The organism is Pedobacter sp. JY14-1 (genome assembly GCF_029269825.1).
In the GTDB taxonomy this organism is placed as follows: Bacteria; Bacteroidota; Bacteroidia; order Sphingobacteriales; family Sphingobacteriaceae; genus Pedobacter.
The window spans coordinates 71888-97022 of record NZ_JARJHU010000003.1; the positions used below are offsets into that span (position 1 = coordinate 71888).

Consider the following 25135-nt stretch of genomic DNA (forward strand, 5'->3'; position numbering starts at 1 on the left):
GTATGAGCAAAGAGCTGATAAACAGATGGAAGTTAGATGAGGGGAAAGAACTTTTGGATAGAGTACAGAACGCCTTAAAACATAACATTCCACTCGACGAAATTAAGGGATTAGGAAAACACAATGGAAGATGGGATTTAAGAGGATCAGTCTTGTCGACCGTCGAAAATGAACGTACCATTGGAAATAAAGAACATCAGTTGGTTCAAAAATTTGGAACGCTTAAGCTTAAACGTGCCAAACTTAATGATGTTGATTTTTCCTATGCAAACATTAGTTATAGCGTGTTCCAATTATGCATCTTTAGTAACTGCGTTTTTCAAGGTACAAAAGCAAAGGAACTCAGAATTTATGCCTCGGATTTTAATAATTGCTTTTTTGAAAAGGTAGATTTATCCTATTCTTTTATGAATATTAATATAGGAAAGAATGCGGGGTCATTTGCTGGTTGTGAATTTATAAATTGTAATTTAAGAGAGTGTATATATTCATTTCCTGTGGTTGATGCTTGTTTATTTAAGAATTGTAATCTTTACGCTACTAATTTTGATGGTAGTCGTATGAAAAATGTAACATTCTTAGGTGAAGTTAATTCTTGTTGGTTTAAAGGTTATTCTGAATCAGCTATTCCATCACTATTTTATTTTTTTAATAAAGTAGACCCGAAAGGATATCCAAACAAAATGATTAATGTTGACTTTAGTGATTCTGAATTAATCGGAGTCAGCTTTGTAAATGGAATTGATTTAAGGTACTGTAAGTTTCCGATAGATGAACGATATCTTTTAGTCAAGAATCTCTCACAAGTGTATGATAAAGTTATTGAAATAATCGAACAGGAATGGGAGGTTTCAGATAAAAAGAAGGCCTTAAAGCTTATTGATTTATTGTATTTTAATGATGAAAGAAAGTGCCAAAATGCAGATCTTATCGATAAATCTATAATGGTAGATGACGACGGTAGCCTGGAATTTGGAAATAAATTATTCAACCTTATAAAAGAAGTTAGCAAGTTGGTTGAAGGCTATGAATCGCAAGTATGTGAATATAGGTGAAGAAAGAACTGGTTAATAGGTGGAAATCGAGTGAAGGTATTTCCTTATTAAATAGAATCCTTGAGGCTTTAAAACGTAATGTATCGCTTGATGGAGTTGAGGGATTGACGAAATATAGTGGGAGATGGGATTTAAGAGGAGCAGTTCTATCTACAGTTGAAAGTGAACGTACCATTGGAAACAAAGAACATCAGCTAACTCAAAAGTTTGGCACCCTTAAGCTCAAGGGTGCCAAACTCATTGATGTTGATTTTTCCTATTCAGATATTAGCTATGGTATATTTCATGAATGCGTTTTTAGCAACTGCATATTTCAATTTACAAAAGCCAAAGAACTTTCAGTTTATGCCTCAGATTTTTACGAATGTTTTTTTGAGAAAGCGGATTTATCATATTCCTTTTTAAATATGAATATTGGGGCTAATGCAGGTTCTTATAAGCATTGTACCTTTGACGTCCTCGCTTTAAGCCGAGCAGTCTAAAATGGAGTTTCGGGACGTGTTTTCATGCAAGGTAATAAATTCCAGGGGAGATAAGTCCTCCAAAGAGCTATGAGGGCGGAAGTGATTATACTCCCATCTCCAGTCGTCGATTTTCTCACAAGCATCCTCCATGCTCAAGAACCAATTGACTGAAAGGCATTCGTCCCTAAGCTTACCGTTAAAGGATTCAATATAAGGATTATCTGTCGGTTTCCCAGGTCTTGAAAAGTCTAAGGTCACTTTATTCTCATACGCCCAGCGGTCCACTTCTTTGGATATAAATTCACTGCCGTTATCACATTGAATTCTTTCCGGAACAGCGCCTTCACATAACACAATATTACTCAACTCCTGTTGAACATCGGCTCCTTTAAGCGACTTGCCTACTAATAAGCTGAGACACTTTTTACTGTAATTATCCACTACAGCAAGGATCCTGAAACGAGACCCGTTGAACAAGGCATCCTGCACGAAATCCATGCTCCAAACCCGATTGATCGCTGGAGTATCCAACCGCTGAAGACGGTGGGCCGCGCTACGGCTTCTGCGAGGACGTTTACTTCGAAGATTCAGCCCTTCTTCCTTGTACACGTGGTACACGCGTTTGTGATTGTCCGTAAAGCCTTCCCGTCTAAGCAGGACAAAGATTCGCCAGAAACCATATCGAACTCTGCTAAGGGCTATGTCCCGTATACGCAGGCGCAAATGCGCATCCTCGCGGGGTTGATGCCGATAGTAATACATGGAACTGGACAAACATACCATCCGGCAGGCACGTCGGCCAGATATACGATATTGGTCCTGAAGCCATATGGCAGCCTGCTTGCGGAACACCGGCTTCAAAGCTTTTTTTTTATCACTTCTGTAGCATCTGCTTGTCCAGGCTCAGGTCGGCGACCAGCTTTTTCAATTGATGATTCTCTTCTTCTAACTGTCGCAATCTGCGCAATTCACTCACCCCTAAGCCACCGTACTTCTTCTTCCAGTTGAAAAACGTAGCCTGAGAAATACCCATCTTCCGGCAGATCTCTTCTACCCGAGTCCCCGTTTCCGACTGCTTCAGTGCGAAAGCGATCTGAGCCTCTGTAAATTTTGATTTTTTCATCGCAATTATTTATTTAAGTTATTCATAATTGCCCGTTTTCTCTAATTTATGCCGCTGCTGTTTTTTGGGGGGAGGTCAAAGGAGCATCCGGAATAAAGAGTGCGTTATTTAACTATAGGGTAGCCGACGCCGATTTGCAATTAGCTAAGGTTGGATTAAATGTATTTGGAGCAGGTCTAAAAGGTCAAAACGATCCTTTAACTACTACTAAAATAACTTCAAATCCTGGTGAAATGAGATGGGCCTTAGGTATTGGACTATTGTTTGGCGCCATATCATCTTATAAAATCCCAATCTCTAGAATGGAAAGTGAATATAATAAATTTATGAACTCTATGACTTCAGCTTGGATGTCTGGAGTAACACTTCATTAAGTCCCCACCATGATTATCCAAAAAAGTGGTTGACAAATAAGGTTTTTAGTCTTGTGAATAGTCAATTGAAATTATTGCGCCAATTTCATACTAGCATCATCGGTGTAGTCCCATCAACACCGGTGATGCTTAGATAATGAAAAAAATATTATAGTTTAATAGTTTAAAAGCAATTGTATTAGCAATCACCACTTCTTAAATTCACCACAAAAAAGATGAAACTGAGCATCGATTTTAAGTATATAGGGCTTTTATGGATATTTACTTCTATAGTAGGCCCATTTTTTGGTACGTTTATTCTTTTTTTTTACGAGTTATATACCGGGACATATAGTGATAGCTATGGCAATCCTTTTTATAACTACTTATTTTTTACGATGATTGGTTTTATTGAATCTATAATTCCAATGATCCTCTATTTATTAGTGAGTAAATTTATAAACAAGCTAACCAATAAAAAAATTCAACTTAACTTACTTTATTTTTCTGGGGTGATAATTACAATTTTGTCTATCATCTCGTTCTATCCTGGCCTCAATGAAGGTTATTATTTTAGTTTGGCTCTATTTGGAGCGTCTTATGTTGTTGCATTAATTATTGCTTTTAGAATTTTTCGCCCCTTTTTAAGTGAAAACTAATTCAATATTGGAAGGTTTTTCTTGTGTAATAGAGGTGGGCAACTTTGATTTATATTTGAACATCATCATACAAAAAAAATTAAAAAATAATTCGGCCTTTATCAACAGATAAAGGCCGAATTTGCTTCATTTTAACCCGGTGGTACGGGACCCCCGGGACTTCCATTAATCTTAGTTATTATATTCTTTTGTGCAGTTAATCGGAGGATGCTCACGGGAGTGCTGCGACTTACCTTTCCGACGACTTTCAAACGACTTTGCAACGACTCTGGGACGACTTTAAATGGATCGGGGTCATTTGCAAATCGGTTGGCAAGCATCTGACAGAAGTCTGCAGGACATTTTCCTGGTGAACTCTTATTGTAAACATTAAAAGGAAAAAACAAATGGCAAAGATTAAAAGTGGAATTTTGGGCGGCGTGTCTGGAACGCTAGGCCCGATAACCGGAGGAATCTGGAAAGGAATCCCTTACCTGCGTGCAAAAAGCAACAAGAAGAAAAAAATGAAACCTGCTACACTGGCGCAGATCGAGAGCCGGCAGAAGCTACGTTTTATGAATAATTTCCTGGTGCCTTTCCACCCATATCTGACTATCGGGTTTATGCATGATGCAGAGCAACGCACGGAAATCAGCGCTGCTTTTTCAAAGAATTATCATATAGCAGTCGGTGGAGCTTACCCGGATTATATTGTGAACTATGACAAGTTTCAGATCAGTATCGGAGATTTGCCAATGATTACAGATGTCACGATTTCAAGGGCTGCACCGGATTTGTTGGAATTTACGTGGAATGATAACAATTCGAGCCCAAAGGCAAGGTGTAATGATCAATTGATGCTGGTTTTGTACAGTGAGGAATTGCATAAAGCTTTTGGAATTACAGGCGGCGTTGACAGGGTAGCGAAATCTTACGTATATAAGTTACCGCCGGAGGCAGTCGGTAAACAATTGCATGTCTATTTGAGTGTCACCTCATCTGACCGCAAGTGTATTGCTAACAGTGCTTATTTCGGGGTCCTGTTAACAATATAAATTCGTAATTGTTTTGCTTGGTGTGATATTTTTTTGATGGTGTACTATTTACACTATTAAAGTATTGATTCTTTAATGTGTTAAAAAACGTTAATTCAAGGCTGTAATCAATGTTTTTTTATGTATTCAGAACAAAATTCTGACTTATTTGACTAGTCAGAATTTTGTTGTGTAAAATGTGTCTAAATAGAACGGGTTTGTGTCCTACTTCTGTCATTTAATTGTCAATAAAATTGGTGATTTGCGCATATAATTATGCTTGCATACCAAAATCGGTATATTTAGCCCAATTATTAACTAACCTAATTTTACATTTTATGAAAAAACTTCTACAAAGTTTGTTCATATTGATGCTAATCGCAGGAACAGCGATTGCTCAAGATCGAACAATTACTGGTACGGTTACAGGAAAGGATGATGGGCTTCCATTGCCTGGTGTTAGCGTAGTAGTGCAAGGAACAAAAAATGGAACACAGACAGGAGCTGACGGTAAGTATGTTATTTCCGCGCCATCTGGATCTGTAAATCTGGTATTTTCTTATTTAGGATACGTGACTCAAACGCTTCCGGCTTCAGGTAATGTGCTTGATGTTATCCTTACTACAGATTCCAAGTCGCTGTCGGAAGTCGTTGTGACAGCTTTGGGTATTACAAGAGAACGGAAGACTCTGGGTTATTCTGCTCAAACAGTTAAAGCGGAAGACATTGTGAACTCCAGAGAGGTCAACATTGTCAATGCTTTGGCGGGTAAGGTTGCGGGTGCACAGATTAACAACTCCGGTGGTCAGGCAGGTTCTTCTTCCAGGATTATTCTGAGGGGAACGACTTCCTTGACCGGTGAAAACCAGCCATTGTTTGTTATTGATGGTATCCCCATGGATAATTCTGTAAACAGGGGAATCAGTGCGCTTGACGAAGATGTGCTATTTAATGGTACAACAAGTAACAGAAGTATTGATATTGATCCAAACACCATTGCTTCGGTAAGCGTTCTTAAAGGTGCGGCTGCATCCGCACTTTATGGCTCAAGAGGATCAAATGGGGTGATTTTGATTACTACCAAAAAAGGCCAACGGGATGCAAACAGAAAAATTCCAAGAATTTCGTTCTCATCAAACCTAGCTCTTGATAATGCTTGGACAAAAGGATATCAAACCTCTTACCTGCAAGGTACGCTCGGAAAATACAAGAACGGATTACCAGCAACCGCTGGCGGCTATACAGAGAATGGTGGTGTGACACAGACTTCTGCCAGCTGGGGACCTCACAAAGATAGCGTTAGCCAAGCTGTAATCAACGCAATTGGAATGCCGCAGATCATCGATCCAAGAGAGCAGTTCTATCGGACAGGAAAGGTTTGGACAAATTCCGTTAACTTGAGTGGTGGTGGTGAAAATTCGGCCTATTCATTAACTTATTCCAATCTTGACCAGCAGGGTGTAGTTCCTACAAACACGTTCAAAAGGAATAGCTTAACTGGTAATTTTACAGGTCAACTTTCTAAAGACTTTGTATCTACCACCTCTGTTAATTATACAAATTCAAGGAATAACAGACTTCCAGAGGGTAATACTAAACGATCTTACCTCTATTCATTAAACTTTGCCCCAATCAGTTTCAATAGTAAAGAGCAGTATAAGCTTGCCGGAAACAGGTCGTGGACAAATGAAGCAGGTTTTAATAACCCTTATTGGTTGTTGGACAATGTTGCCATGCCTAGTAACGTTGACAGGTTCATCATTTCAAATGAATCGACGTTTACCATCACTGATTGGATGAAATTAACTAACAGAGTAGGTCTGGATACATATACTGAAAATCAGCAAGAACATGTGAATATTGGTACAATCAGTGTTCCAAAAGGAAGGATGTTTGATGCACTAATGAACCGCAGGCAGATCAATAATGACCTCTTATTGAATCTTGATAGAAAGATCAATGAGGACATGCGTATTTCCGGTTTTGTCGGCTTCAACGTGAATCAACGAACCTACGCAAGAAGGACTGTAAGAGGTCTGGACCTGAGTGTTCCGGGATTCTATGATATCACCAGTGCCGAAACGACTCAGGCGTTACAAGCCGATGAGAAGCGGAGGAGCCTTGGTCTTTACGCTTCAGCTACTTTTGATTACAAAAACTACCTGTTCATAACCGCTACTGCGCGGAATGACTGGTCGTCAACACTTCCTGTTGATAAGAATTCATATTTCTATCCTTCTATTTCGGGAAGTTTTGTGTTTAGCGAACTGCTACCAAAAGGCGATATCTTCTCCTTCGGAAAGTTGAGACTTGCTGTAGCTCAAGCTGGAAATGACGCGCCACCATACTACACTTATCAGACTTTCGCCCTGGCAAATCCTAGCGACGGTACCCGTGGAAACATCGCATTCCCTTTTAATGGAGTAAATGGCTTTCTGAATAACAACTTGCTTGCGAGCAATGTGATCGCACCTGAAAAAGTTACTGAAAAGGAACTAGGTTTAGAACTTAGGTTTTTCAAGGATCGTTTGACGCTTGATGGATCGTTCTACGACAAGATCAGCCGTCAGCAAATTATTAATCAGGAAATTGCTGCTTCATCTGGCTATGTAAGCCGCGTAATCAATGCAGGTGAAATCTCAAACCGTGGTTTTGAATTGATTGCGACAGGTACTCCAATTCAGACTAAGGACTTTAGCTGGGATATTACTGTAAATTTTGCAAAAAACAGATATAAATTGAAGTCGTTGGCAGAAGGTGTAGATAACATATTCCTGGCAGGTTTCGAAAACCCGCAAATCAGGGCTGACAAAGACTATGGTTACGGCGTGATCTGGGGTACAAGGTTTGCCAGAAATGACGCCGGCCAGTTGTTAATCGATGACGATGGATTGCCACTGATTGCAGACGACTTAGGCCCAATTGGTAACGTAACACCTGACTGGACTGGAGGTTTAAGAAGTACTTTCACTTATAAAGGACTTTCCCTTTCAGGACTATTGGATATACGCCATGGTGGTGACATTCTGAACTTTGACTTATACTACTCTACTTTTTATGGTACAGCCAAGGTGACTGAAAAGAGAAATACCTATACCACGTGGCAGGGAGTTCGCCAGTCTGACGGGCAGCCTAATACAACTCCTGTATTGCAGGATCAGGCCTATTTCCAGAACTGGTATACTACATCTTATGAAACATTAGTAGAAGATGGTGGATTTGCAAAACTTAGGGAAGTTACCTTGAGCTATGCCCTGCCACAGAAGCTTATCGCCAGAACGCCGTTTGAAGCAGTTAGCTTTTCTGTGACTGGTCGCAACTTATGGGTTAAATCAAACTTTAGCTTTGGGGATCCTGAAGGAAGCTTATTGGGAAATGATAACGCCCAGGGCTTTTATCATGCAGTAACGCCAGGTACAAAGGGAGTAACTTTTGGTCTTAACGTTAAATTTTAAAGAACAGAATCATGAAAAGAATATATATAATACTTCCAGTTTTGTTGGTATTTCTTACTGTGATGTCGGGATGTAAGAAATTTCTGGATGTAAACCGAGATCCGAATAATCCAACCCAGGTCACCGAAAAACTGATGGTTCCAGCTATCTTGGGAACATTTGGTTTCGAAGTAGCTGGTGGGTATCCTGTCCGTTTGTCTAGCAGCTGGACGAAGCACACAGCCTATGCAGCTGTAGGGCCGCATGAAGGTAATTATTACCTTACTGCGAATGATGTCGACAACTTCTGGCGCTACTCGTCTTATACAGATGTAATGATCACCTGCAAACAGCTAATCAAGCAAGCAGAAGAGAATGGCAATGCAAAATATGCAGCTATTGGTAAAATCATTCTTGCCTGGAATATGTCTTATATTACTGATGCATTTGGCGATGCACCATTCTCTGATGCATTTAAAGCCTCAGAAGGTATTGTTAAAGCTAAATATGATACTCAGGAAGATATTTACAAACAGATTCAATCCCTTCTGGATCAAGCAATCGCTGACGCGGCCAGCACATCGGGCTCTACACCTGGTGCTGAAGATTTTGTATATGGGGGAAAAATGACAAAGTGGATTCATCTGGCAAACACATTGAAAGCAAGATTTTACATGAGGCTTTCTAATGCGCCAGGATATAACGCAGCAACTCAGGCAGATCTTGCTTTAGGTGCTTTAAATGCTGGCGCGATTTCGGCTGATGAGGCGCCGACATTACTGTATTATGCAAGGGCAAATGCGGATAATCCATGGTATCAGTATGCCATTGATGGTAAATGGAGCACCAGCTTAAAGCCATCTATTTTCTATATCAATATGCTAGAAAACATGAATGATCCAAGGCTTCCATTCCAGGTTGCTAAGGTTGCAACCGGGGCTAATGCAGGAAAATATGTAGGTGTGACAAATGACCCGACTCCTGCAGCATTGGTAAACTACTCGTCAATTGGACCATTCTATAGCGCTCAAGACGCGAACCTAAATCTCCTGGTTTATGCTGAGGTTCCTTTTCTTAGAGCGGAAGCCGAGTTTTTAAAGGCAAATAAAACCGTAACTGCTGCTGTGACCGCTGCTTACGAAGATGGTATCAGGGGATCGATGGCTTTATATGGGGTAAATGGTGATGCTTACATTGCTGAGCATAAATTAAGCGCTGTTTCTGCAACTGCTTACAACCAAATCATGACTCAAAAATATATCGCAAACTATTTGCAATTTGAGGCTTACAATGATTATCGCAGAACAGGATATCCTGTCTTGCCAATAAATGATGAAGTATATCCAGGTGAAGAGTTGGATACTGAGCCGGTTATTGATATTATTCCTCTACGGCTCCCTTATCCATCTTCCGAGAGGTCTTATAATGCTGAAAACATTCCTTCGGGCATTCCGGTAAACGTTGCTAATGCAATGCAGATTCCGGTTTGGTGGGATAAATAATAGTAGATAATAAGAAACAAAAAATGCCCTTAACATCTATTAAGGGCATTTTTTGTTTCTTATCACTGGACTTTTCCAATCACCACCGCCCTGTTATCCTCAATATGACCTACCGGAAAACCGGTCCATATCGGATAGCCATATTTTCCGGCAATTGCTTTTATAATCTCTTCCGTGGTTTCGCCGAAAGGAATCTTTTCTTCCGGTAGTTCGTTGAAGGCACCGATGACCAGTCCTTTTAGCTTGGATAATTTTCCTGCTCTGTCCAGCATCCGCATCATGCGGTCAATCGCTGCGGGCCTTTCGCCAACATCTTCGATGAACAAGATCTTGTCTGTGTAATCGGGTGCAGATGGTGACCCTTCGAGCATGACCAGTAGGGTAAGGTTGCCCCCTATCCAGATTGCTTCAGGAAGCGGCGGATTAAAGGTGTATCCGTAATCAATGGAGATCCCAAACAATGCACAACGCAGGGATTCCAGTGATGCGGGGGTGGCTTCTTCAAAGGTATAGGGCATTTGTGCATGGATGCTCGGGATGCCAAACTGTGTATTGATGTGTGAAAGTAGCACCGTAATGTCGCTGAAGCCGACGATCCATTTGGGCTGTTGTACAAACGAAGAAAAATCGAGCTGATCTATAATGCGGATGGTGCCATAGCCGCCCCGCCCGGCAATGATAGCTTTTATCGAAGGGTCGTTTAAGGCCCATTGCAGGTCTTGAAGGCGAATCGTGTCGTCTCCGGCAAACTGATGCTGTTCTGCAGTAACTGTTTTGCCAGAGATCACCTCCAGCCCCCAGCTTTCAAGAACAGAAATGGCTTTGTCGATGCTTTTGGGCAAGCGGCTGGCCGGGCAGACGATAGCGATCTTGTCTCCCTTTTTTAAATATGGCGGCTGCTTAGTCATTGGTAAAACCCTTATCTTTGGACAAATTAAAGAAATAGTTTTGGATAGCAGTAAAATAAAGAGATATACGGTAACGGCGGCTTTGCCTTACACCAATGGTCCGGTACACATTGGCCACCTGGCGGGAGTTTACATCCCGGCGGATATTTATGCGAGATTTCTGCGCTCGAATAAGCGTGACGTGAAGTTCGTTTGCGGATCGGATGAAAATGGCGTGCCGATCACCCTGAAGGCGAAGAAAGAAGGTGTTTCCCCGCAGGTGGTTGTGGACAAATACCATAAGATTATTGGTGATTCCTTCCGGGATTTCGGGATCTCTTTTGACATCTATCACCGGACTTCTTCTCAGATGCACCACCAGACGGCTGCCGATTTCTTCAGCACATTATATGAGAAAGGGGTGTTTACAGAGGAGGTAACTGAGCAGTACTACGATGAGAAGGCGCAATCTTTCCTGGCTGACAGGTATATTGTGGGTACCTGTCCGAAATGCGGGAATGAGAATGCTTACGGCGACCAGTGCGAGAGTTGCGGCAGCAGCCTGAATGCGACCGATCTGATCAACCCGAAATCTACGCTCTCAGGTGAGCCCCCGGTATTGAAGAAAACTAAGAACTGGTTCCTGCCGCTGGATAAATATGAGGACCAGTTGCGGACCTATATAGACGGGCACAGGGAATGGAAACCGAATGTGTTCGGGCAGTGCCAGAGCTGGCTGAATGCCGGCCTGCAGCCAAGGGCGATGACCCGTGACCTAGACTGGGGTATTAAGGTGCCGGTGAAGGATGCGGAGGGTAAGGTGCTGTATGTATGGTTTGACGCGCCGATCGGGTATATTTCTGCGACAAAGGAATTGTTTGAATACAGTCGCCTGGACGTTTGGAATCCGAAGGCGGATGAATATTACATTAACCAGAACGAGCTGGAAAAAGGCAGCTGGGAAGATTACTGGAAAAGTGACGAGACGAAGTTGGTGCACTTCATTGGTAAGGACAACATTGTTTTCCACTGCATCATTTTCCCGGCCATGCTGATGGCACATGGTGGATATACCCTGGCAGATAATGTGCCGGCCAATGAGTTCCTGAACCTGGAAGGCCAGAAGATATCGACTTCCAAGAACTGGGCGGTGTGGCTGAACGAATACCTTGTTGAATTTAAGGACAAGCAGGACGTGCTGCGGTATGTGCTGACGGCTACGGCTCCGGAGACCAAGGATAATGACTTTACCTGGAAGGATTTTCAGGCCAGGAATAACAATGAACTGGTAGCCATTCTGGGCAATTTTGTGAACCGGGTGGTGGTGCTGACGCATAAATATTTTGATGGTAAGGTGCCGATGTGTATGAAGCTGACGCCGGAAGACCAGCAGGTGATCGACGAGTTGCAGGCTTACCCGGCGAAAGTCAGCGCTTCAATTGAGAATTATCGTTTTCGGGAGGCCCTTTCGGAAGTGATGAATGTGGCCCGTCTGGGGAACAAATACCTGGCGGACACGGAGCCCTGGAAGGTGATCAAGAGAGATGAGGACCGGGTGCGTACGATCCTGAACATCAGCCTGCAGATTGCGGCGACCTTGGAGATCCTGATTGAGCCGTTTATGCCTTTTACAGCGGATAAGCTGATGAAAATGCTGAACTATGGCGGGCATCAGTGGGAAAGTGCGGGCCGTATGGACCTGCTGCACCGCGGCCATCAGCTGAACGAGCCGGTATTGCTGTTTGAAAAGATTGAGGATGAGGTGGTGCAGGCGCAGATCGATAAACTGAATGCGACCAAGACTGCCAATGAAGCGGCGGTGGCTGCTGAGGTTACTCCTGCCAAACCGAATATTGATTTCGAGGCCTTCAGCGCCGTAGATATACGCGTGGCTACGATTGTTGCCGCGGAGAAAGTGGAAAAGACGAAGAAACTGCTGAAGCTGACGCTGGATACGGGAATTGACCAGCGTACGGTGGTATCGGGGATTGCGGAGTTCTTCAAGCCTGAGGAGATCATCGGGCAGCAGGTGAGCCTGGTGGTGAACCTGGCCCCGCGCGAGATCAAGGGCATTGTATCGCAAGGCATGATCCTGATGTCGGAAAACGCAGATGGTAAGCTGACCTTTGTGGCGCCTTTGCAGCAGCACAATAATGGCAGCGTAGTCCGATAGTGATTTTTATTGCCGGACTTTTATTGATATCTTCAAGGTATGAATAAAAGTGTTTTGCTGGCGGCTTTGCTTTGCACTGCTGCTGTTTCGGGTTTCGGGCAGCGTAAGCTGGAACCTTTTAAGGCGGGTGACCGTGTGGTTTTTGCTGGAAACAGCATTACCGAGGCGGGTTTATATGGGTCATATATCTGGTTGTATTACATGACCCATTTTCCGGAAAGGCGGCTGGAGGTGATTAACGGGGGCATAGGCGGTGATGTGGCCGGACAGATCTACGACCGCCTGGACGGGGACATCCTGCCCAAAAAGCCTACTGTTTTAGCGGTGACCTTCGGGATGAACGACAGCAAATACTTTGAATACCTGGACAAGAATAACCCGGTTAGTGACGAGAAGCGAAAGGCGATCATTAAGGAATCTTACGATAGCTATGCCAAGATAGAGGCGCGGCTTAAAAAGCTGCCGGGCATCAAAACGATTCTAATGGCGTCTTCGCCCTATGATGAGACGGCAAAGCTCCCGGGAAATGTTTTCCTGGGTAAGGCGAAGACGATGCAGGGCATTATCGATTTTCAACTGGCATCTGCTAAACGCAATAACTGGGGTTATGTAGATTTTTTCCACCCGATGACGGAGATCAATCTGCGAGAACAGCAAAAGAACCCGGCCTATACGAATACAGGGCCGGACCGGATACACCCGGGCAGTGCGGGACATTTCATCATGGCTTATTTGTTTTTAAAGGAGCAGGGTCTTGCGGGCACGCCTGTAGCGGATGTGAAGATAGATGCCGCGGCGAAGAAGGTACTGAAATCGGTAAATGCCAAAGTGAGTGCGCTTCGTTCTTCCGGAGGTGCAGTTAGCTTTGATTACCTGGCCAAGTCGTTGCCTTATCCGATGGATACGGCGGCCAGGGTCTGGGAGAACCCGCAGGTGCAGACGGAGGCATTGCCGGTAATTCCTTTTGTGAAGGAATTTGACGAGGAAAAGCTTGCGTTTAATGGTTTGCAGGCCGGAGATTATTCGCTGAAGATTGATGGCCGTTCGATTGGAAAGTGGTCGGCTGCTGAACTAGCAGCGGGCATTAACCTGGCTGTTCTGAAAAATACGCCACAATATGAGCAAGCTTTGAAGATACTTGCGCTAAACAATGAGCGGAGAGGTGTTGAGAACAAATACCGCAATTATTTCTGGGTGCAGTATGACTTTCTGAAAGGAAAGGGACTATTATTCGACAATTCTAAGGCGGCGCGCGATACGATTCAGAATAACATTGAAAAGAATATCTGGCTCCGGGTGAAAAAGACGGACTATGATGAGATCGTGGATCACGGAGATGAGGTGAAGGCGAAGATGGAGGGGTTGATTAACGAGATTTACAGGATCAACAAGCCGCTAGTGCACCGGGTTGAATTGCACCCAGTGAAGTAAAGCTAGTTCTTGTCGTCCGTAGCCATAGCGATTTGCTGCAGGGATTTTAAGTTTTCCTGTTCAAGCTCAGGCTTATTGCTAAATGCTGTCCATCGGTTCAGTGTTTCAAAACTCCAGAATCCTGCCGAGATTTTTCTGTTCCTGGCGATGGATGCCGTGAGATCGGCTTTGGCTTCTTCGTATGTTTTTGCCTTCGACAAGTAATCCGCCATAGCGAGAAGACAGTTTTTGATCGAAATGTAAGAGCTGCGGTAATTTTCGTCGGCCATTGATGTCAACAGTGTGGCCGCCTCTTGTGGTTTACCGGCTATGAGGAGCACTTCCGCATATTCACACAAAAATGAAGGGGAAATATTGCCATCAGGCTGGCGTTCCCTGAGCAAGTTCTCTTTGTAGGCGGGCAGTGCGCGCTCCATCAATTCTTTTATACTTTTCAGGTCTTTGCTGTCGAGGTAGTGGTTCAGAAAAGTGTAAAAGATTTCAGGGTCGCTCATTTTTGACACAAAAAGAGGACGTATTTTGGCTGCCTCCCGCCGCTTACCCAGCGCGATATATGCGTCATACAGGCACAATTCCACATTGGTCAAATGTTCCGGATAGGCATAATAGGTACTTCGGTCTAAGGCTAAAAAATTTTCCAGTTCTTTAATTGCCCCGGCATAGTTCTTTGTCTTGTACTTCGCGATTCCGATGTAGGCGGTGTACCAGGAATCCTGGTATCCTTGCGGATCTGACTTTACAGCAAGATCAGCAAAAGCGATGATCCGCGCCCAGTCTTCTATATCCTTTAAGTAAGCGATTCGGTCCAGCAGAACCAGGGCAAATTCTTTATCCGGGACAGGATTCACAGCGGACGACATTCCCAATTCGTAGAAGAGTACTTTCAGATCAGCCCGGCTCACGATTCTTACATTGGCCAGCTGCTGCGGCATAGATAGTGGATTTCCAGAAAGGAGAATTCTGTCGAAGTCGCCAACCTGACCGAAAGAAACGGGCAGTGTCTTAAGTTTATTGTTGCTGAGATTGAGGTCCGTAAGTTTTATGTGCTGCCAGCGGTCGCTTTCCGGCAGATTCCTGAGGCCTGTCCTGCTTGCATCAAGTATGAAGTTTTTCCTGGGAGCTGCCAGAACGACTTTCCAGAGAGATGCGCCATCCACATTTGGGTTATTTGACAGTTTGAGCATTTCCAGTGAATCCGCCGCTGCCAGCTCTTCCGGAAGAAGTGACAGGTCATTGTTATCAAGGATGAGCTGCCGCAGACTTCTGCATTTCCCAAGTGAAGCGGGCAATTGCCGGATGCGGTTATTCGCCGCGTTCAGGAACTGGAGTGCAGTTGTATTTCCCAATGTTGAGGGCAGGTAGTCTAGCCTGTTGTTTTCAACAGATAGGGTTCGTAGCTTTTTCAACTCCCAGCCGTCATCTGGCATATCGAGGAGCTGGTTCCCGGACAGGTCCAGAACTTCAAGTTCAGGTAAGTGAAGAACGGCTTTAGGGAGCTTGCTTAATCCTGTTGAATTGATCCGGAGTACCTTCAGCTTCTGAAAACCATAGGCCGGCAATTCAGGAAGCGCAATTATGCCTTCACCGGAGATGATCAGGCTGTCCAGCTTCGGAAGTCGGAAGATACTTCCAGGCAGATTGCGTTCTCCCGATCGTACTGACAGTAGTTTAAGGGATTTCAGTCTGTTGAAGATATCTGGTATCCAGGGTGCGCGGTATGCACCAAGTTTCAATTCTTCCAGCTGGTATAGCCGGGCGAGCTCAGCGAGGTTCTCAGGGTGCTTTTCGGATGGTACCCGGCTTACCAGTTCCAAGTGTTTGAGGAACCTGAGTGCTGAAATTCCGGTTAGGTTCAGGCTGTCAAAGAGACTTAATTTAAGCCAGTTCAGGTGCCTCATATGGCGGATTTTCCCCATAAGCTCTTTACCGTTGAATCCGGGTTCCGATATGGATAATCTATTTAAGTGCTTAAATTTCAGCAGTAATTCAGGATCAATTTGCCTGGGGTAATTGATTTCGAGGGTTTTTAAAGACTTTATTCCGGAGAGACTGGTCAAGACGGGGTTTTCCGCACGCAGGATTCTTACAGATTCCCACGGTACAGTACTTAGATCAAGGCCGAGTAGGTTCCCATTAAAGAGATGGAGCAGACGTACTTGTTTCAGCGTAGTAAGTGTAGCAGGAATTGGCTTATAAACGTTATAAAGGGCAAGAGCTTTAAGCGATTTAAGTCCAGACAGTTTACGGAACGCGTCATCAAGGTCTGCCAGACCACCGGTGAAGGCAACGATTTCCAGTTTGTTTAATTGCGTGATGTTGTCAGGGAGTCTGTAGCGGTTCTCATGTTCATGTACATAGGTTTTGTCTACTATCCCGGGTTCGCCTCCAATATGCAGGTATTGCAGATCTGGAAATTTCACGATTTCATTAATGGTATGGATGAACTCTGATGAATCTCGTACGGTGACAATCAATCCCCTGACTTTTTCGGCAATTCCTTGCTTTTGAATTGCTTTGATGTCCGTCAGGTGGTTTACTACGATAATCTTTGGGAAATGCTCAGCGTTTTCGAGAAGACGGGGATTCAGAAATAATTTACCAGGCAGTGGGTTGCGGTTTATGCCATTCCATATGGTAATGGGGTTGGGGTATCTTTCCTGGAGGCGGTACTCGTCAAACAGGCGGTCAATATCCTGAGCTTGTAAATGCTTTCCGAAGAATAGACAGAGAAAGAGGGCGAAAATTTTTTTCATGGCTTATCTATTGAAGGTAATGAAAATCTTGGTTTTCTGCAGGGGCTATTTTATATGCTGTGCATTGACCAGCTTTTATATATGCTATTCATAGCTTTCCGTTATCGACTGGACTTCCTTTGTAAATTTAAAAGTTGTGTTTAAATGGATACGTTTTATTATATTTGCCGCTGCTATTAGAAAAATGGTGCTTTCTGTATAGCAAAATGGTTTCGTAGTTCAACGGATAGAATAGAAGTTTCCTAAACTTTAGATATGGGTTCGATTCCCGTCGAGACCACCCTCCGATACAGCGTCTGATTTTCAGGCGCTGTTTTTTAGTTTTAGGAATGGCTGATCAGGCAGGGCATCAAACTCGTCCCGAATTTATAGCCGATGAGGTAGCCACCAACCAGGGGCTGTTCCATCGACGCTATTTTCCATCTCAATGCCAAAAAGATGCCCCCGATAAGCCTTGCCCCCTTCCAGCAAAGGAGCACTGGAATAGTAAAGCCGATGAAGAAACTGGAAGGCCAACCTGAAACAAAAAAAACAGGTCAGGATGAATTTCGGAATTTGGGGCCTAACCTGTGTTTTTGAACAATGGATGTGTGACGATGATCACCCTGGCGAGGGCAAAACGGTAAGTGTCTCAAAAATATTCTTCGAAGTAAGCGGGAAGCTGATATAGTTCCGCTTCTAGATTGAACTAAGATTCACTCTCCTTGGCGTTTACGGATATAGAATGAATGACTGTATCTAGCTCGATTGCTGATGATTGAATATATGCAAGGATCTCGGTTATTTCTTCTGGGTCGGACGTGGTGTTCTTCAAAAGTTCAATTAATCCCATAATACGTGATAACGGTGCCCGTATGGTGTGAGATTGCATCCACGCGATATCCCGCAACTGCTGGTTTTGAATCTGAATGGACTCCAGATGACGGATCTGCTTTGTCACATCTACTGCGAGCGCAATTCTTGCTTTTTTGCCATCAAACTCAATTGCGCTGCTTGTAATTTCAACATTAATTAATTCTCCGTTCTTTTTACGGTGAATGAAGGTACCTGGCTGATAAAAATAGGTTTTATGATTTGCTTCCTGAATAGCTTCTTCTAAAAGGTGCAACTCTGTTTCTGGCCGGATGTCACGCAAAGTCATCGATAAAAATTCTTCGCGTGAATAGCCATAGTGATTCACTGCGGCTCTATTGACGTCCAGGTAAGCCAGCGTTTTAGTATCAAACACAAATTTTGGCAGGGGGCTGAGTTGAAACAGATCTGAATAATGCCGACGGGAGATTTCAAGTGCTTCAGCTTGCTTTTGAAGTTCTCGCTCTGCTAGCTTACGCTCTGTGATGTCCTTAAAAAAAACTGAAAGGCCTCGCTCCGACGGGTAGGCGCTGACGTCGTACCATTTATTCAGGGCGGCATACCGGTCTTCAAAATGCCTGGATTCTCCAGTTAGTAAGGCTTCATTGTACTGGTGGTAGGAGATCGAACCGACAGCCGTCTCAAAAACCTCCCATAGATTTTTGCCGATGATCTCGTTTTTAGATTTTTGCAACACCTGCTCTGCTTCATGGTTCCAATACTGAATAATCCATTCCCGGTCAACGGAGAAAAAGGCATCTCCTATGCTTTCCAGGATGGAGTTTCTTTCGGACAGCAGGAGTGTCGCCGCTTGCTACGCACGTTTGCGGGCATCAATATCCTGGACGGACCCATAAATACGGATACATTTTTTGGCATCAAATTCTCCCTCACCCAAAATTCGCACCCATCGGTGCTGATGTTTTCCCGAGCTTATTTCAAACTCCAAATCAAATGCAGGTCCGCCTTCACTGGCCGCAACCAGCGCAGAATCCATTTTTTCCCAATCGGCAGGTTTAAACAGCGAAGAAATGGTGTTCCGGAACGGTCTGAAATCCGGGGGGACCTCCATGATATCAGCGGTTATATCCGACCAAAATATTTCACCGGTTTCCAGGTTGATTTCCCACGAGCCGATGCGGGCCAGTTCACTCGCCTTGTGAAGCAACTGTTCCAGACTTTTTTTGTCGGAAATGTTTTTGGCCACACAAAACAAAATGTCTTTTTCATTGCCCTTTGCGGCTGTCCAGGCCAGTTCGACAATACTGCCATTTCGGGCTCGGTAGCGGTTTTCAAAATACAATGAACTCAATTCACCGGTGATAAACTTGCCCATCCGCTCCTGACTGTCCGCCAGATCTTCTGGGTGTACAAGCGCATCAACCTTCAGGCCTAACAGTTCGGATTCACTGTAACCTAGCAAAGTGCACATGGCGGGGTTGACCTTTTTGAAATAGCGGTCCGTGCCGACGATACAAATGATATCAGGAGCGGCTTCAAAAATATCATGCAAATCGTTTTCCAGCTGCCGCCTTGAAATCGCCGACCCAAGATGGTCTCCCAGCCTTGCTAATAATACATCACTCAAGTGCGCTGGCCGCTCTGCCCGGATTTGGCCTAGTAACAATACGCCGACTAACTGGCTATTATGGCGGAGCGGCACACCAAAGGCTGAGGAAAGGCATGCGTTTGCTGCCGCTTCTTGCCGCAAAAAATCTGGATGATTTTTGAGATCTGTCCAAAATTCAATTTTTCCCCTTGCCCATGTTCGTCCAGGTAGTCCTTCACCACGTTCCAACTGATTAAAATCTGGTCGCTCTTTAAAAAAGCCTGATGTCAGTTCATCTTTGGCCTTTTGTGCGCTTAATATTATTTGCTGCCCGTTTCTTTCAACTAACCAGGTTTCAGCCAGACAAATGCTATTGTTAACCGTTATAATCTTTTGCATTACCTGCTGCATTAGTTCTGTCAGCGCCGAGGACTGCTCAAAAATTTTACTGATATCCGCTAGTAGTGCTTTTTGCTCTTCCTCTCTTTTTCGCCAGCTGATATCGCTGATGAATATGGAGAGTCCCTTTTCGTTGGGATAAATGTGGTTTTCTTGCCAGAGATTTAACGGGGCATAATAATCTTCATTGGTTACTGGCACGCCCGTCCTCCTCGCTTCTTCGATAGCACTCCAAGTGCTGGATCCTATCGCTTCGGGAAACAGGTCCCAGATTTTTTTACCGGACATAGCTGCTGGAGAAAGGCCAACCATCTCGGAAGTCCGCTGGTTAACATAAGTATAACGCAACTCTTGATCCAGGGCAATAAACCCGTCATTGATGCTTTCCAGCAAATTGCCTATTTGGATATTCTTTTCAATTAGTTCCTGTTTTGCCTGTTTAGCTTCGGTGCGATCGAATCGTATGGATACATATTGATAAGGCTTGCCATGTTGGTTAAGAAAAGGTATAATAGTCGTATCCACCCAATAGTGGCTTCCGTCTTTGCGGCGGTTACAAAAATCGCCCTTCCAGACCTTGCCGCCAGCTATTGTTCTCCACATCTCCTTAATAAATGACTTATCATGATACCCCGAGTTGAGGAGACGATGATCCTTTCCGATTAGTTCTTTTTCGCTATATCCTGAAATCTTGGAAAAGTTTTTATTTGCATGTCGGATAATGCCTTTTTGATCTGTTATTGCCACAATGGCTGCGACATCCAGTGCGTACTTATAAGCTGATAGCTCTTCAATAGTTTGCTTTAGTGTGTCTTCTGTATGCTGGCGTTCAGTAATATCATGAAAATTCAAAACCAAGGCTCTGATTTTTGGCTCGTCCAGCCAATTGGTAAAAATACCTTCCAGGTCTATAAAATGGCCTAAGTAGTGGCGGGTCTTTAGCCGGCAAGTAACCGATTCACCTGGATGCTGTAATAAATTGTCGAGCATTGTCTTTATCCGCACCTGATCACCCGGATGAACAATGTCATTAAATGTGAGATCCGTTCGACCTTGATCGTTGAAGCCGGTAATGCGGGCCGCTGAGGGGCTGCGATAAATGAAGTTGAGATTCGCATCAAATAGAGTGATTCCTGAATAACTATACTCGATCAATTGCTGAAACAGGCTTGGCTGTTCTATATGTTTTATTGTATTGCTGAAATTATGGGCAATTTTTTTTGTATACGCGAGGCTTCGGGCCATTAATGCGAAACCTTGTAGTTCACCGGTTTCATAAATGGATTGAAATGTCAAGTAAGCTGGAAAAATTGACCCATCCCTGCGTTTAACATCATGTTCAAAGGAAACATGGCCATCTGCAAAAGCCTGATCAAGATAAGTAGTTGGGTTCAGCCCATTAAGAAGCTCCGAAACATGAAGTCCTGCACTTTCCTCCGCTGAATATTGATAAAAATTACTCGCCCCCTTATTCCAACTGCGGATAATACCTGAAGAATCTGTAAGGCAGATAGCCTGATCTCCAACTCCGGAACTTAAGAGATCCAGCAGCTGAATAAAGACCTCGGAATTCAGATTCATAATATTTGGTTGGAATAGCGTTAATTTTTAGTTTGTTCTCTAAATCTAAGTAATGACGGCCGATAAAACAAGAGCAAATCTTTAACTGTAAAATTATGTTAATCATTTAACCACATGTCAGCCCTGATGGGGCTATAAAAATCGGTAACCCATCCGCCAGCAAGTCGAAACAGAACTGCACTAGAGATTCAACAGGTAAAATATTGACAGATGTCAAGATACCATAGCCTTAGCGAAACGGCCAAGAATAATATATTGGCTAAGGATTTATGCGGAAGCAGTATTTTCAGCCAAAAGCTCTTGAGAATGCAATGATCTATTCACGCTGTATTATTATTCCGGGGAGTGCAGTTTTACAGTAGACAATCTGCTGGAATCTATATTTGCGTATATTGCGAAAAGTTCTGAAAAGGAACTGTATGCTTATGAAGCACAACCTCATTAACAGCGATCACCAAAAATAAAATGACTATGCAAGACAGTGTGCTGATCATTGATGATGAAAAAAAACTATGCAGCCTGCTGGCCAGGATTATCGGACTGGAAGGTTTCCGCGTCTTTCAGGCCTATACTGGTAAAGAGGGGTTGAAAATATTGAAATCTGAAGAAATCATGGTCGTGGTGAGTGATGTGAAACTTCCGGACTTTAATGGTGTTGAACTGGTCAAGGAAATCAAAAAAATACGGCCTAGTGCCGAGGTGATCAACCTCACCGCCTTCGGGACAATTTCGGATGGCGTGATGGCCATTCGCAATGGAGCCTTTGATTATATCACCAAGGGTGATGATAATGAGAAGATCATCCCATTGGTCTACAAAGCGATGGAACGGGCCAAACTCAACGTCAGGGTAAACAACCTGGAAAACCGGATCAACCGTCGGTACAACTTTGACTCCATTTTAGGGAAGTCCAAGGCCATAAAGGAAGCGGTTGCCCTTGCGCAAAAAGTCGCGGGTACGACTACAACCGTGCTGCTTTTAGGGGAGACAGGGACAGGTAAAGAGGTATTTGCACAGGCCATCCACTATGAAAGCCCCAGGAAATCAAAACCTTTTGTGGCGGTCAACTGTAGTGGTTTTAGCCCTGAACTGTTAGAAAGTGAACTTTTTGGATATAAATCCGGTGCTTTTACCGGGGCGATTAAGGATAAGAAAGGTTTACTGGAAGAGGCCAATGAGGGTACAATCTTCCTGGACGAAATTGGCGAGATGAACCTTGATCTGCAAGCCAAACTGCTCAGGGTCCTGGAAAGCCAGACCTATATCAAAGTGGGTGATACCCAAACCAGCCAGGTAAATGTGAGGATCATTGCTGCGACTAACCGCGATCTGAAAGCGGAATCCGAAGCCGGAAAATTCCGGCTCGACCTTTTTTACAGGCTATCGGTGTTTTCCATCCAGTTGCCACCCTTGTCTCATAGACGTGAGGATATTTTACCCATTGCTATGCACTACCTTAAGGAGTTTGCAGCTAAGGTCAATAAGCCTGGATTTACGTTGGATAAAGAAGTTTCCAGGCTGCTCACTGAGCACAGTTGGAAAGGAAACATCAGGGAACTCAAAAACGTAATGGAGCGGGTTGTTATCCTGGCTGACGGGGATGAGATCAGTTCCAATCTGCTGCCCTTTGAATTCCACGACCCGGTCCCAAGTAAAGATTCACTGAACATGCAGGATGTGGAGAAGCAGCACATCATCAAGGTACTGAAATATACACGCGGTAACAAAACGGAAACCTCCAGGCTACTGGGAATAGGTCTGACCACTTTGTACCGAAAGATTGAAGAATTTCAAATAGAAGCCTGACACGGGTAGGCTGAAGCAAGTCTTTGCCACAAGCATCCGGATATGAAAAAACCCTTCCAAAATGGAAGGGTTTTTTTGTTAAAAAATTGGCTGATTTTATTTTTTAGTCTCTTAAGTTGTTGTTTTTCAGTGGATTATTATTCTTTTTTAAAACATGGCATCCGGATTGGCATAGGCAACTCAAAAATATAGATATCATGTTAACAATCGTACTCTTTCTAACCCTGCTGTTGCTGTGCCGGGTAGTTTACAAATCAATCGACTGGTTCGAAAAAATCTAAAAATTATGATCGCATTATTCATTATCGCCATCGCCGTATTCATTTACATGGTTTACGTGCTGGTCAAACCTGAAAAATTTTAATCAAACAAAATGAACACTGAATTACTTGGAATCATAGCTACCTACCTGCTTACGCTGGTTATCGCTATTCCGTTGGGCAGATACCTGGCGAAGGTATTTGCCGGAGAGAAAGTCTGGACGGACTTTTTAAAACCTCTGGAATCCGGGATTTTTAAGCTATCCGGGATCAACGCTAAAGAGGAAATGAACTGGAAGCAGCACATGAAAGCATTGCTGACCATCAACCTGGTTTGGTTGGTTTACGGTTTTTTTGTACTCATCTACCAGGACAAACTGCCGCTGAACCCTGACGGCAACCCTGGCATGTCGCCGGATCTGTCTTTTAACACCATCATCAGCTTCGTGGTCAATTGCGACCTGCAGCACTATTCGGGTGAAAGTGGGGTTACTTACCTGACTCAGCACGTCGTGATGATGTTTCTCATGTTCGTCAGTTGTGCTACCGGCATTGCTGCCGCAGTGGTGTTCTTTAAGGCGTTCCGGGATAAGACAACAGAGAGACTTGGCAATTTCTGGGATTTTTTCGTGAAATCTATTACCAGATTGTTGTTACCACTCTCATTGGTAGTGGCATTAATTCTGACCTTTAATGGAACGCCTGCCAGCTATGAAGGAAAAGATCAGTTCATATCGCTTCAGGGCGATACGGTGAATGTGTCAAGAGGTCCGGCGGCCGGTATGATTGCCATCAAACATTTGGGTACCAATGGTGGTGGCTGGTTCGGTGCCAACTCTTCCCATCCGCTTGAAAATCCCAATTACATCACCAACTCGGTAGAGCTGATCGCCCAGGTCATTATTCCGATTGCCATGGTGATCGCCTTCGGAATCTTTATCAGGCGCAGAAAGCTGAGCTGGGTCATTTTTGGTGTGATGACTATCGGTATGCTCCTGTTACTTATTTCAACAGTCAGTTCAGAACTTGGCGGTAATCCTGCTTTGTCCAAAATGGGGATTTCTCAAACTACCGGAGCCATGGAAGGTAAGGAAGTCCGCTTCGGCCCTGCCATATCCGGTTATTGGAGTACAGTGACCACGATCATATCTACAGGATCGGTTAACAGTATGCACGACAGCACCATGCCGCTGACCGGGGCATGGCAGCTGCTGGGTATGATGATCAACTCCTTTTATGGAGGTTGCGGGGTTGGTATATTGAATTACTTCATCTACCTTATTATCGCGGTATTTATTTCCGGGCTGATGGTTGGACGTACGCCTGAGTTCCTCGGACATAAAGTTGAAGCGAGGGAAGTTAAAATCGCTGCCCTGATTACACTTTTAAGTCCATTCCTGATATTAGCCGGAACAGCCGTTGCCAGTTACGTATTTACAGCACATGGCGACGCAGATTGGGCAGTACAGCCTAAAAACTGGCTGAACAATCCGGGCTTCCACGGTTTCTCTGAGATGCTGTACGAAGTGACCTCCTCCAATGCCAACAACGGTTCGGGTTTTGAAGGTTTGGGTGATAATAATATTCTTTGGAACGTGCTAACCGGATTTGTTTTACTATTGGGCCGCTTTCTGCCAATCATTGGCCCGGTTGCTATCGCAGGTTTGTTAGGATCTAAAAAATATATTCCGGAATCTGCAGGTACCTTGAAAACAGACACGCTGACTTTTGGTCTGATGACTTTTGCAGTAATCATTGTTCTGAACGCACTTTCTTATTTCCCTGCACTGGCCTTAGGACCATTGGCAGAATATTTTACCATGCTTAAATAATCATTAAAT

17 protein-coding genes and 1 tRNA gene are annotated in these 25135 nt (G+C 43.9%); 13 read left to right on the forward strand and 5 right to left on the reverse strand.

Annotation, left to right across the window (positions count from 1 at the left end):
* Window positions 1-2 precede the first annotated feature (2 nt).
* Window positions 3-1055, forward strand: coding sequence for a pentapeptide repeat-containing protein (locus P2W84_RS06375; protein ID WP_276089288.1), 1053 nt, complete (start codon window positions 3-5; stop codon window positions 1053-1055).
* Window positions 1052-1537 (forward strand): pentapeptide repeat-containing protein, encoded by a 486-nt coding sequence (locus P2W84_RS06380; protein WP_276089289.1) that lies wholly within the window; start codon window positions 1052-1054, stop codon window positions 1535-1537. Before P2W84_RS06375 ends, P2W84_RS06380 begins: the two co-directional genes overlap by 4 nt.
* On the opposite strand, the gene P2W84_RS06385 is transcribed toward P2W84_RS06380, so the two are convergent.
* Window positions 1520-2642, reverse strand: a protein-coding gene (locus P2W84_RS06385; RefSeq protein ID WP_276089290.1) for an IS3 family transposase whose coding sequence is annotated in 2 segments (ribosomal slippage) — window positions 1520-2396 and window positions 2395-2642 — 1125 coding nt in all. Because the reading frame shifts where the segments join, the coding sequence is not laid out codon by codon here. The two genes, P2W84_RS06380 and P2W84_RS06385, sit on opposite strands and share 18 nt — an antisense overlap.
* A 134-nt stretch (window positions 2643-2776) precedes the next feature.
* On the opposite strand from P2W84_RS06385, the gene P2W84_RS06390 reads away from it, so the two are divergent.
* The 5 genes from P2W84_RS06390 to P2W84_RS06410 all read left to right on the forward strand — a co-directional run bounded on the left by P2W84_RS06390 (window position 2777) and on the right by P2W84_RS06410 (window position 9603).
* Window positions 2777-3016 (forward strand): hypothetical protein, encoded by a 240-nt coding sequence (locus P2W84_RS06390; RefSeq protein ID WP_276089291.1) that lies wholly within the window; start codon window positions 2777-2779, stop codon window positions 3014-3016.
* 215 nt (window positions 3017-3231) lie between these two features.
* Window positions 3232-3654 (forward strand): hypothetical protein, encoded by a 423-nt coding sequence (locus tag P2W84_RS06395; protein ID WP_276089292.1) that lies wholly within the window; start codon window positions 3232-3234, stop codon window positions 3652-3654.
* A gap of 386 nt (window positions 3655-4040) precedes the next feature.
* Window positions 4041-4688, forward strand: coding sequence for a DUF6266 family protein (locus P2W84_RS06400; RefSeq protein WP_276089293.1), 648 nt, complete (start codon window positions 4041-4043; stop codon window positions 4686-4688).
* A 317-nt stretch (window positions 4689-5005) separates the two neighbouring features.
* Complete coding sequence (locus tag P2W84_RS06405) at window positions 5006-8122, forward strand: SusC/RagA family TonB-linked outer membrane protein (RefSeq protein WP_276089294.1); 3117 nt, start codon at window positions 5006-5008, stop codon at window positions 8120-8122.
* Between the two features lie 11 nt (window positions 8123-8133).
* On the forward strand, window positions 8134-9603 hold the full coding sequence (locus P2W84_RS06410) for a SusD/RagB family nutrient-binding outer membrane lipoprotein (protein ID WP_276089295.1): 1470 nt from the start codon (window positions 8134-8136) through the stop codon (window positions 9601-9603).
* Window positions 9604-9665: 62 nt separating this feature from the next.
* Here the strand turns inward: P2W84_RS06410 and P2W84_RS06415 are convergent, their stop codons facing one another.
* The gene (locus P2W84_RS06415) at window positions 9666-10511 is read right to left on the reverse strand and encodes an LD-carboxypeptidase (protein ID WP_276089296.1); all 846 of its coding nucleotides are present in this window, start codon (window positions 10509-10511) and stop codon (window positions 9666-9668) included.
* A 40-nt stretch (window positions 10512-10551) separates the two neighbouring features.
* Here P2W84_RS06415 and metG point away from each other — a divergent pair, with 40 nt between their 5' ends.
* Window positions 10552-12663, forward strand: coding sequence for a methionine--tRNA ligase (metG, locus tag P2W84_RS06420; protein WP_276089297.1), 2112 nt, complete (start codon window positions 10552-10554; stop codon window positions 12661-12663).
* Between the two features lie 39 nt (window positions 12664-12702).
* Entirely contained in the window at window positions 12703-14094 is a 1392-nt protein-coding gene (locus P2W84_RS06425) for an SGNH/GDSL hydrolase family protein (protein ID WP_276089298.1), read from the forward strand.
* Window positions 14095-14096: 2 nt separating this feature from the next.
* On the opposite strand, the gene P2W84_RS06430 is transcribed toward P2W84_RS06425, so the two are convergent.
* The gene (locus P2W84_RS06430; protein WP_276089299.1) at window positions 14097-16847 is read right to left on the reverse strand and encodes a leucine-rich repeat domain-containing protein; all 2751 of its coding nucleotides are present in this window, start codon (window positions 16845-16847) and stop codon (window positions 14097-14099) included.
* A gap of 208 nt (window positions 16848-17055) precedes the next feature.
* Here P2W84_RS06430 and P2W84_RS06435 point away from each other — a divergent pair.
* Window positions 17056-17127 (forward strand) — tRNA-Arg (locus P2W84_RS06435).
* Window positions 17128-17535: 408 nt separating this feature from the next.
* Here the strand turns inward: P2W84_RS06435 and P2W84_RS06440 are convergent.
* Both P2W84_RS06440 and P2W84_RS06445 read right to left on the reverse strand, forming a co-directional pair.
* Window positions 17536-18498: a PAS domain S-box protein gene (locus tag P2W84_RS06440; protein WP_346348958.1), complete on the reverse strand. Its 963-nt coding sequence runs from the start codon at window positions 18496-18498 to the stop codon at window positions 17536-17538.
* 15 nt (window positions 18499-18513) lie between these two features.
* Window positions 18514-21228, reverse strand: a complete 2715-nt coding sequence (locus tag P2W84_RS06445) for a PAS domain S-box protein (protein WP_276089300.1) — start codon at window positions 21226-21228, stop codon at window positions 18514-18516.
* 471 nt (window positions 21229-21699) lie between these two features.
* Here P2W84_RS06445 and P2W84_RS06450 point away from each other — a divergent pair, with 471 nt between their 5' ends.
* The 3 genes from P2W84_RS06450 (at window position 21700) to kdpA (ending at window position 25126) form a co-directional block, all read left to right on the forward strand.
* A complete protein-coding gene (locus tag P2W84_RS06450) occupies window positions 21700-23034 on the forward strand; it encodes a sigma-54 dependent transcriptional regulator (RefSeq protein WP_276090067.1) in 1335 nt (444 codons plus the stop codon).
* Window positions 23035-23320: 286 nt separating this feature from the next.
* Entirely contained in the window at window positions 23321-23398 is a 78-nt protein-coding gene (locus tag P2W84_RS06455; RefSeq protein ID WP_276090068.1) for a potassium-transporting ATPase subunit F, read from the forward strand.
* Window positions 23399-23407: 9 nt separating this feature from the next.
* Window positions 23408-25126 (forward strand): potassium-transporting ATPase subunit KdpA, encoded by a 1719-nt coding sequence (kdpA, locus tag P2W84_RS06460; RefSeq protein ID WP_276089301.1) that lies wholly within the window; start codon window positions 23408-23410, stop codon window positions 25124-25126.
* Window positions 25127-25135: the final 9 nt, after the last annotated feature.

Coding starts and splice junctions, on each gene's coding strand:
- P2W84_RS06375 (WP_276089288.1), top strand. CDS start 3: ATGAGCAAAGAGCTGATAAACAGATGGAAGTTAGATGAGGGGAAAGAA.
- P2W84_RS06395 (WP_276089292.1), top strand. CDS start 3,232: ATGAAACTGAGCATCGATTTTAAGTATATAGGGCTTTTATGGATATTT.
- P2W84_RS06400 (WP_276089293.1), top strand. CDS start 4,041: ATGGCAAAGATTAAAAGTGGAATTTTGGGCGGCGTGTCTGGAACGCTA.
- P2W84_RS06405 (WP_276089294.1), top strand. CDS start 5,006: ATGAAAAAACTTCTACAAAGTTTGTTCATATTGATGCTAATCGCAGGA.
- P2W84_RS06410 (WP_276089295.1), top strand. CDS start 8,134: ATGAAAAGAATATATATAATACTTCCAGTTTTGTTGGTATTTCTTACT.
- P2W84_RS06415 (WP_276089296.1), bottom strand. CDS start 10,511: ATGACTAAGCAGCCGCCATATTTAAAAAAGGGAGACAAGATCGCTATC.
- P2W84_RS06425 (WP_276089298.1), top strand. CDS start 12,703: ATGAATAAAAGTGTTTTGCTGGCGGCTTTGCTTTGCACTGCTGCTGTT.
- P2W84_RS06430 (WP_276089299.1), bottom strand. CDS start 16,847: ATGAAAAAAATTTTCGCCCTCTTTCTCTGTCTATTCTTCGGAAAGCAT.
- P2W84_RS06445 (WP_276089300.1), bottom strand. CDS start 21,228: ATGAATCTGAATTCCGAGGTCTTTATTCAGCTGCTGGATCTCTTAAGT.
- P2W84_RS06450 (WP_276090067.1), top strand. CDS start 21,700: ATGCAAGACAGTGTGCTGATCATTGATGATGAAAAAAAACTATGCAGC.
- P2W84_RS06455 (WP_276090068.1), top strand. CDS start 23,321: ATGATCGCATTATTCATTATCGCCATCGCCGTATTCATTTACATGGTT.
- kdpA (WP_276089301.1), top strand. CDS start 23,408: ATGAACACTGAATTACTTGGAATCATAGCTACCTACCTGCTTACGCTG.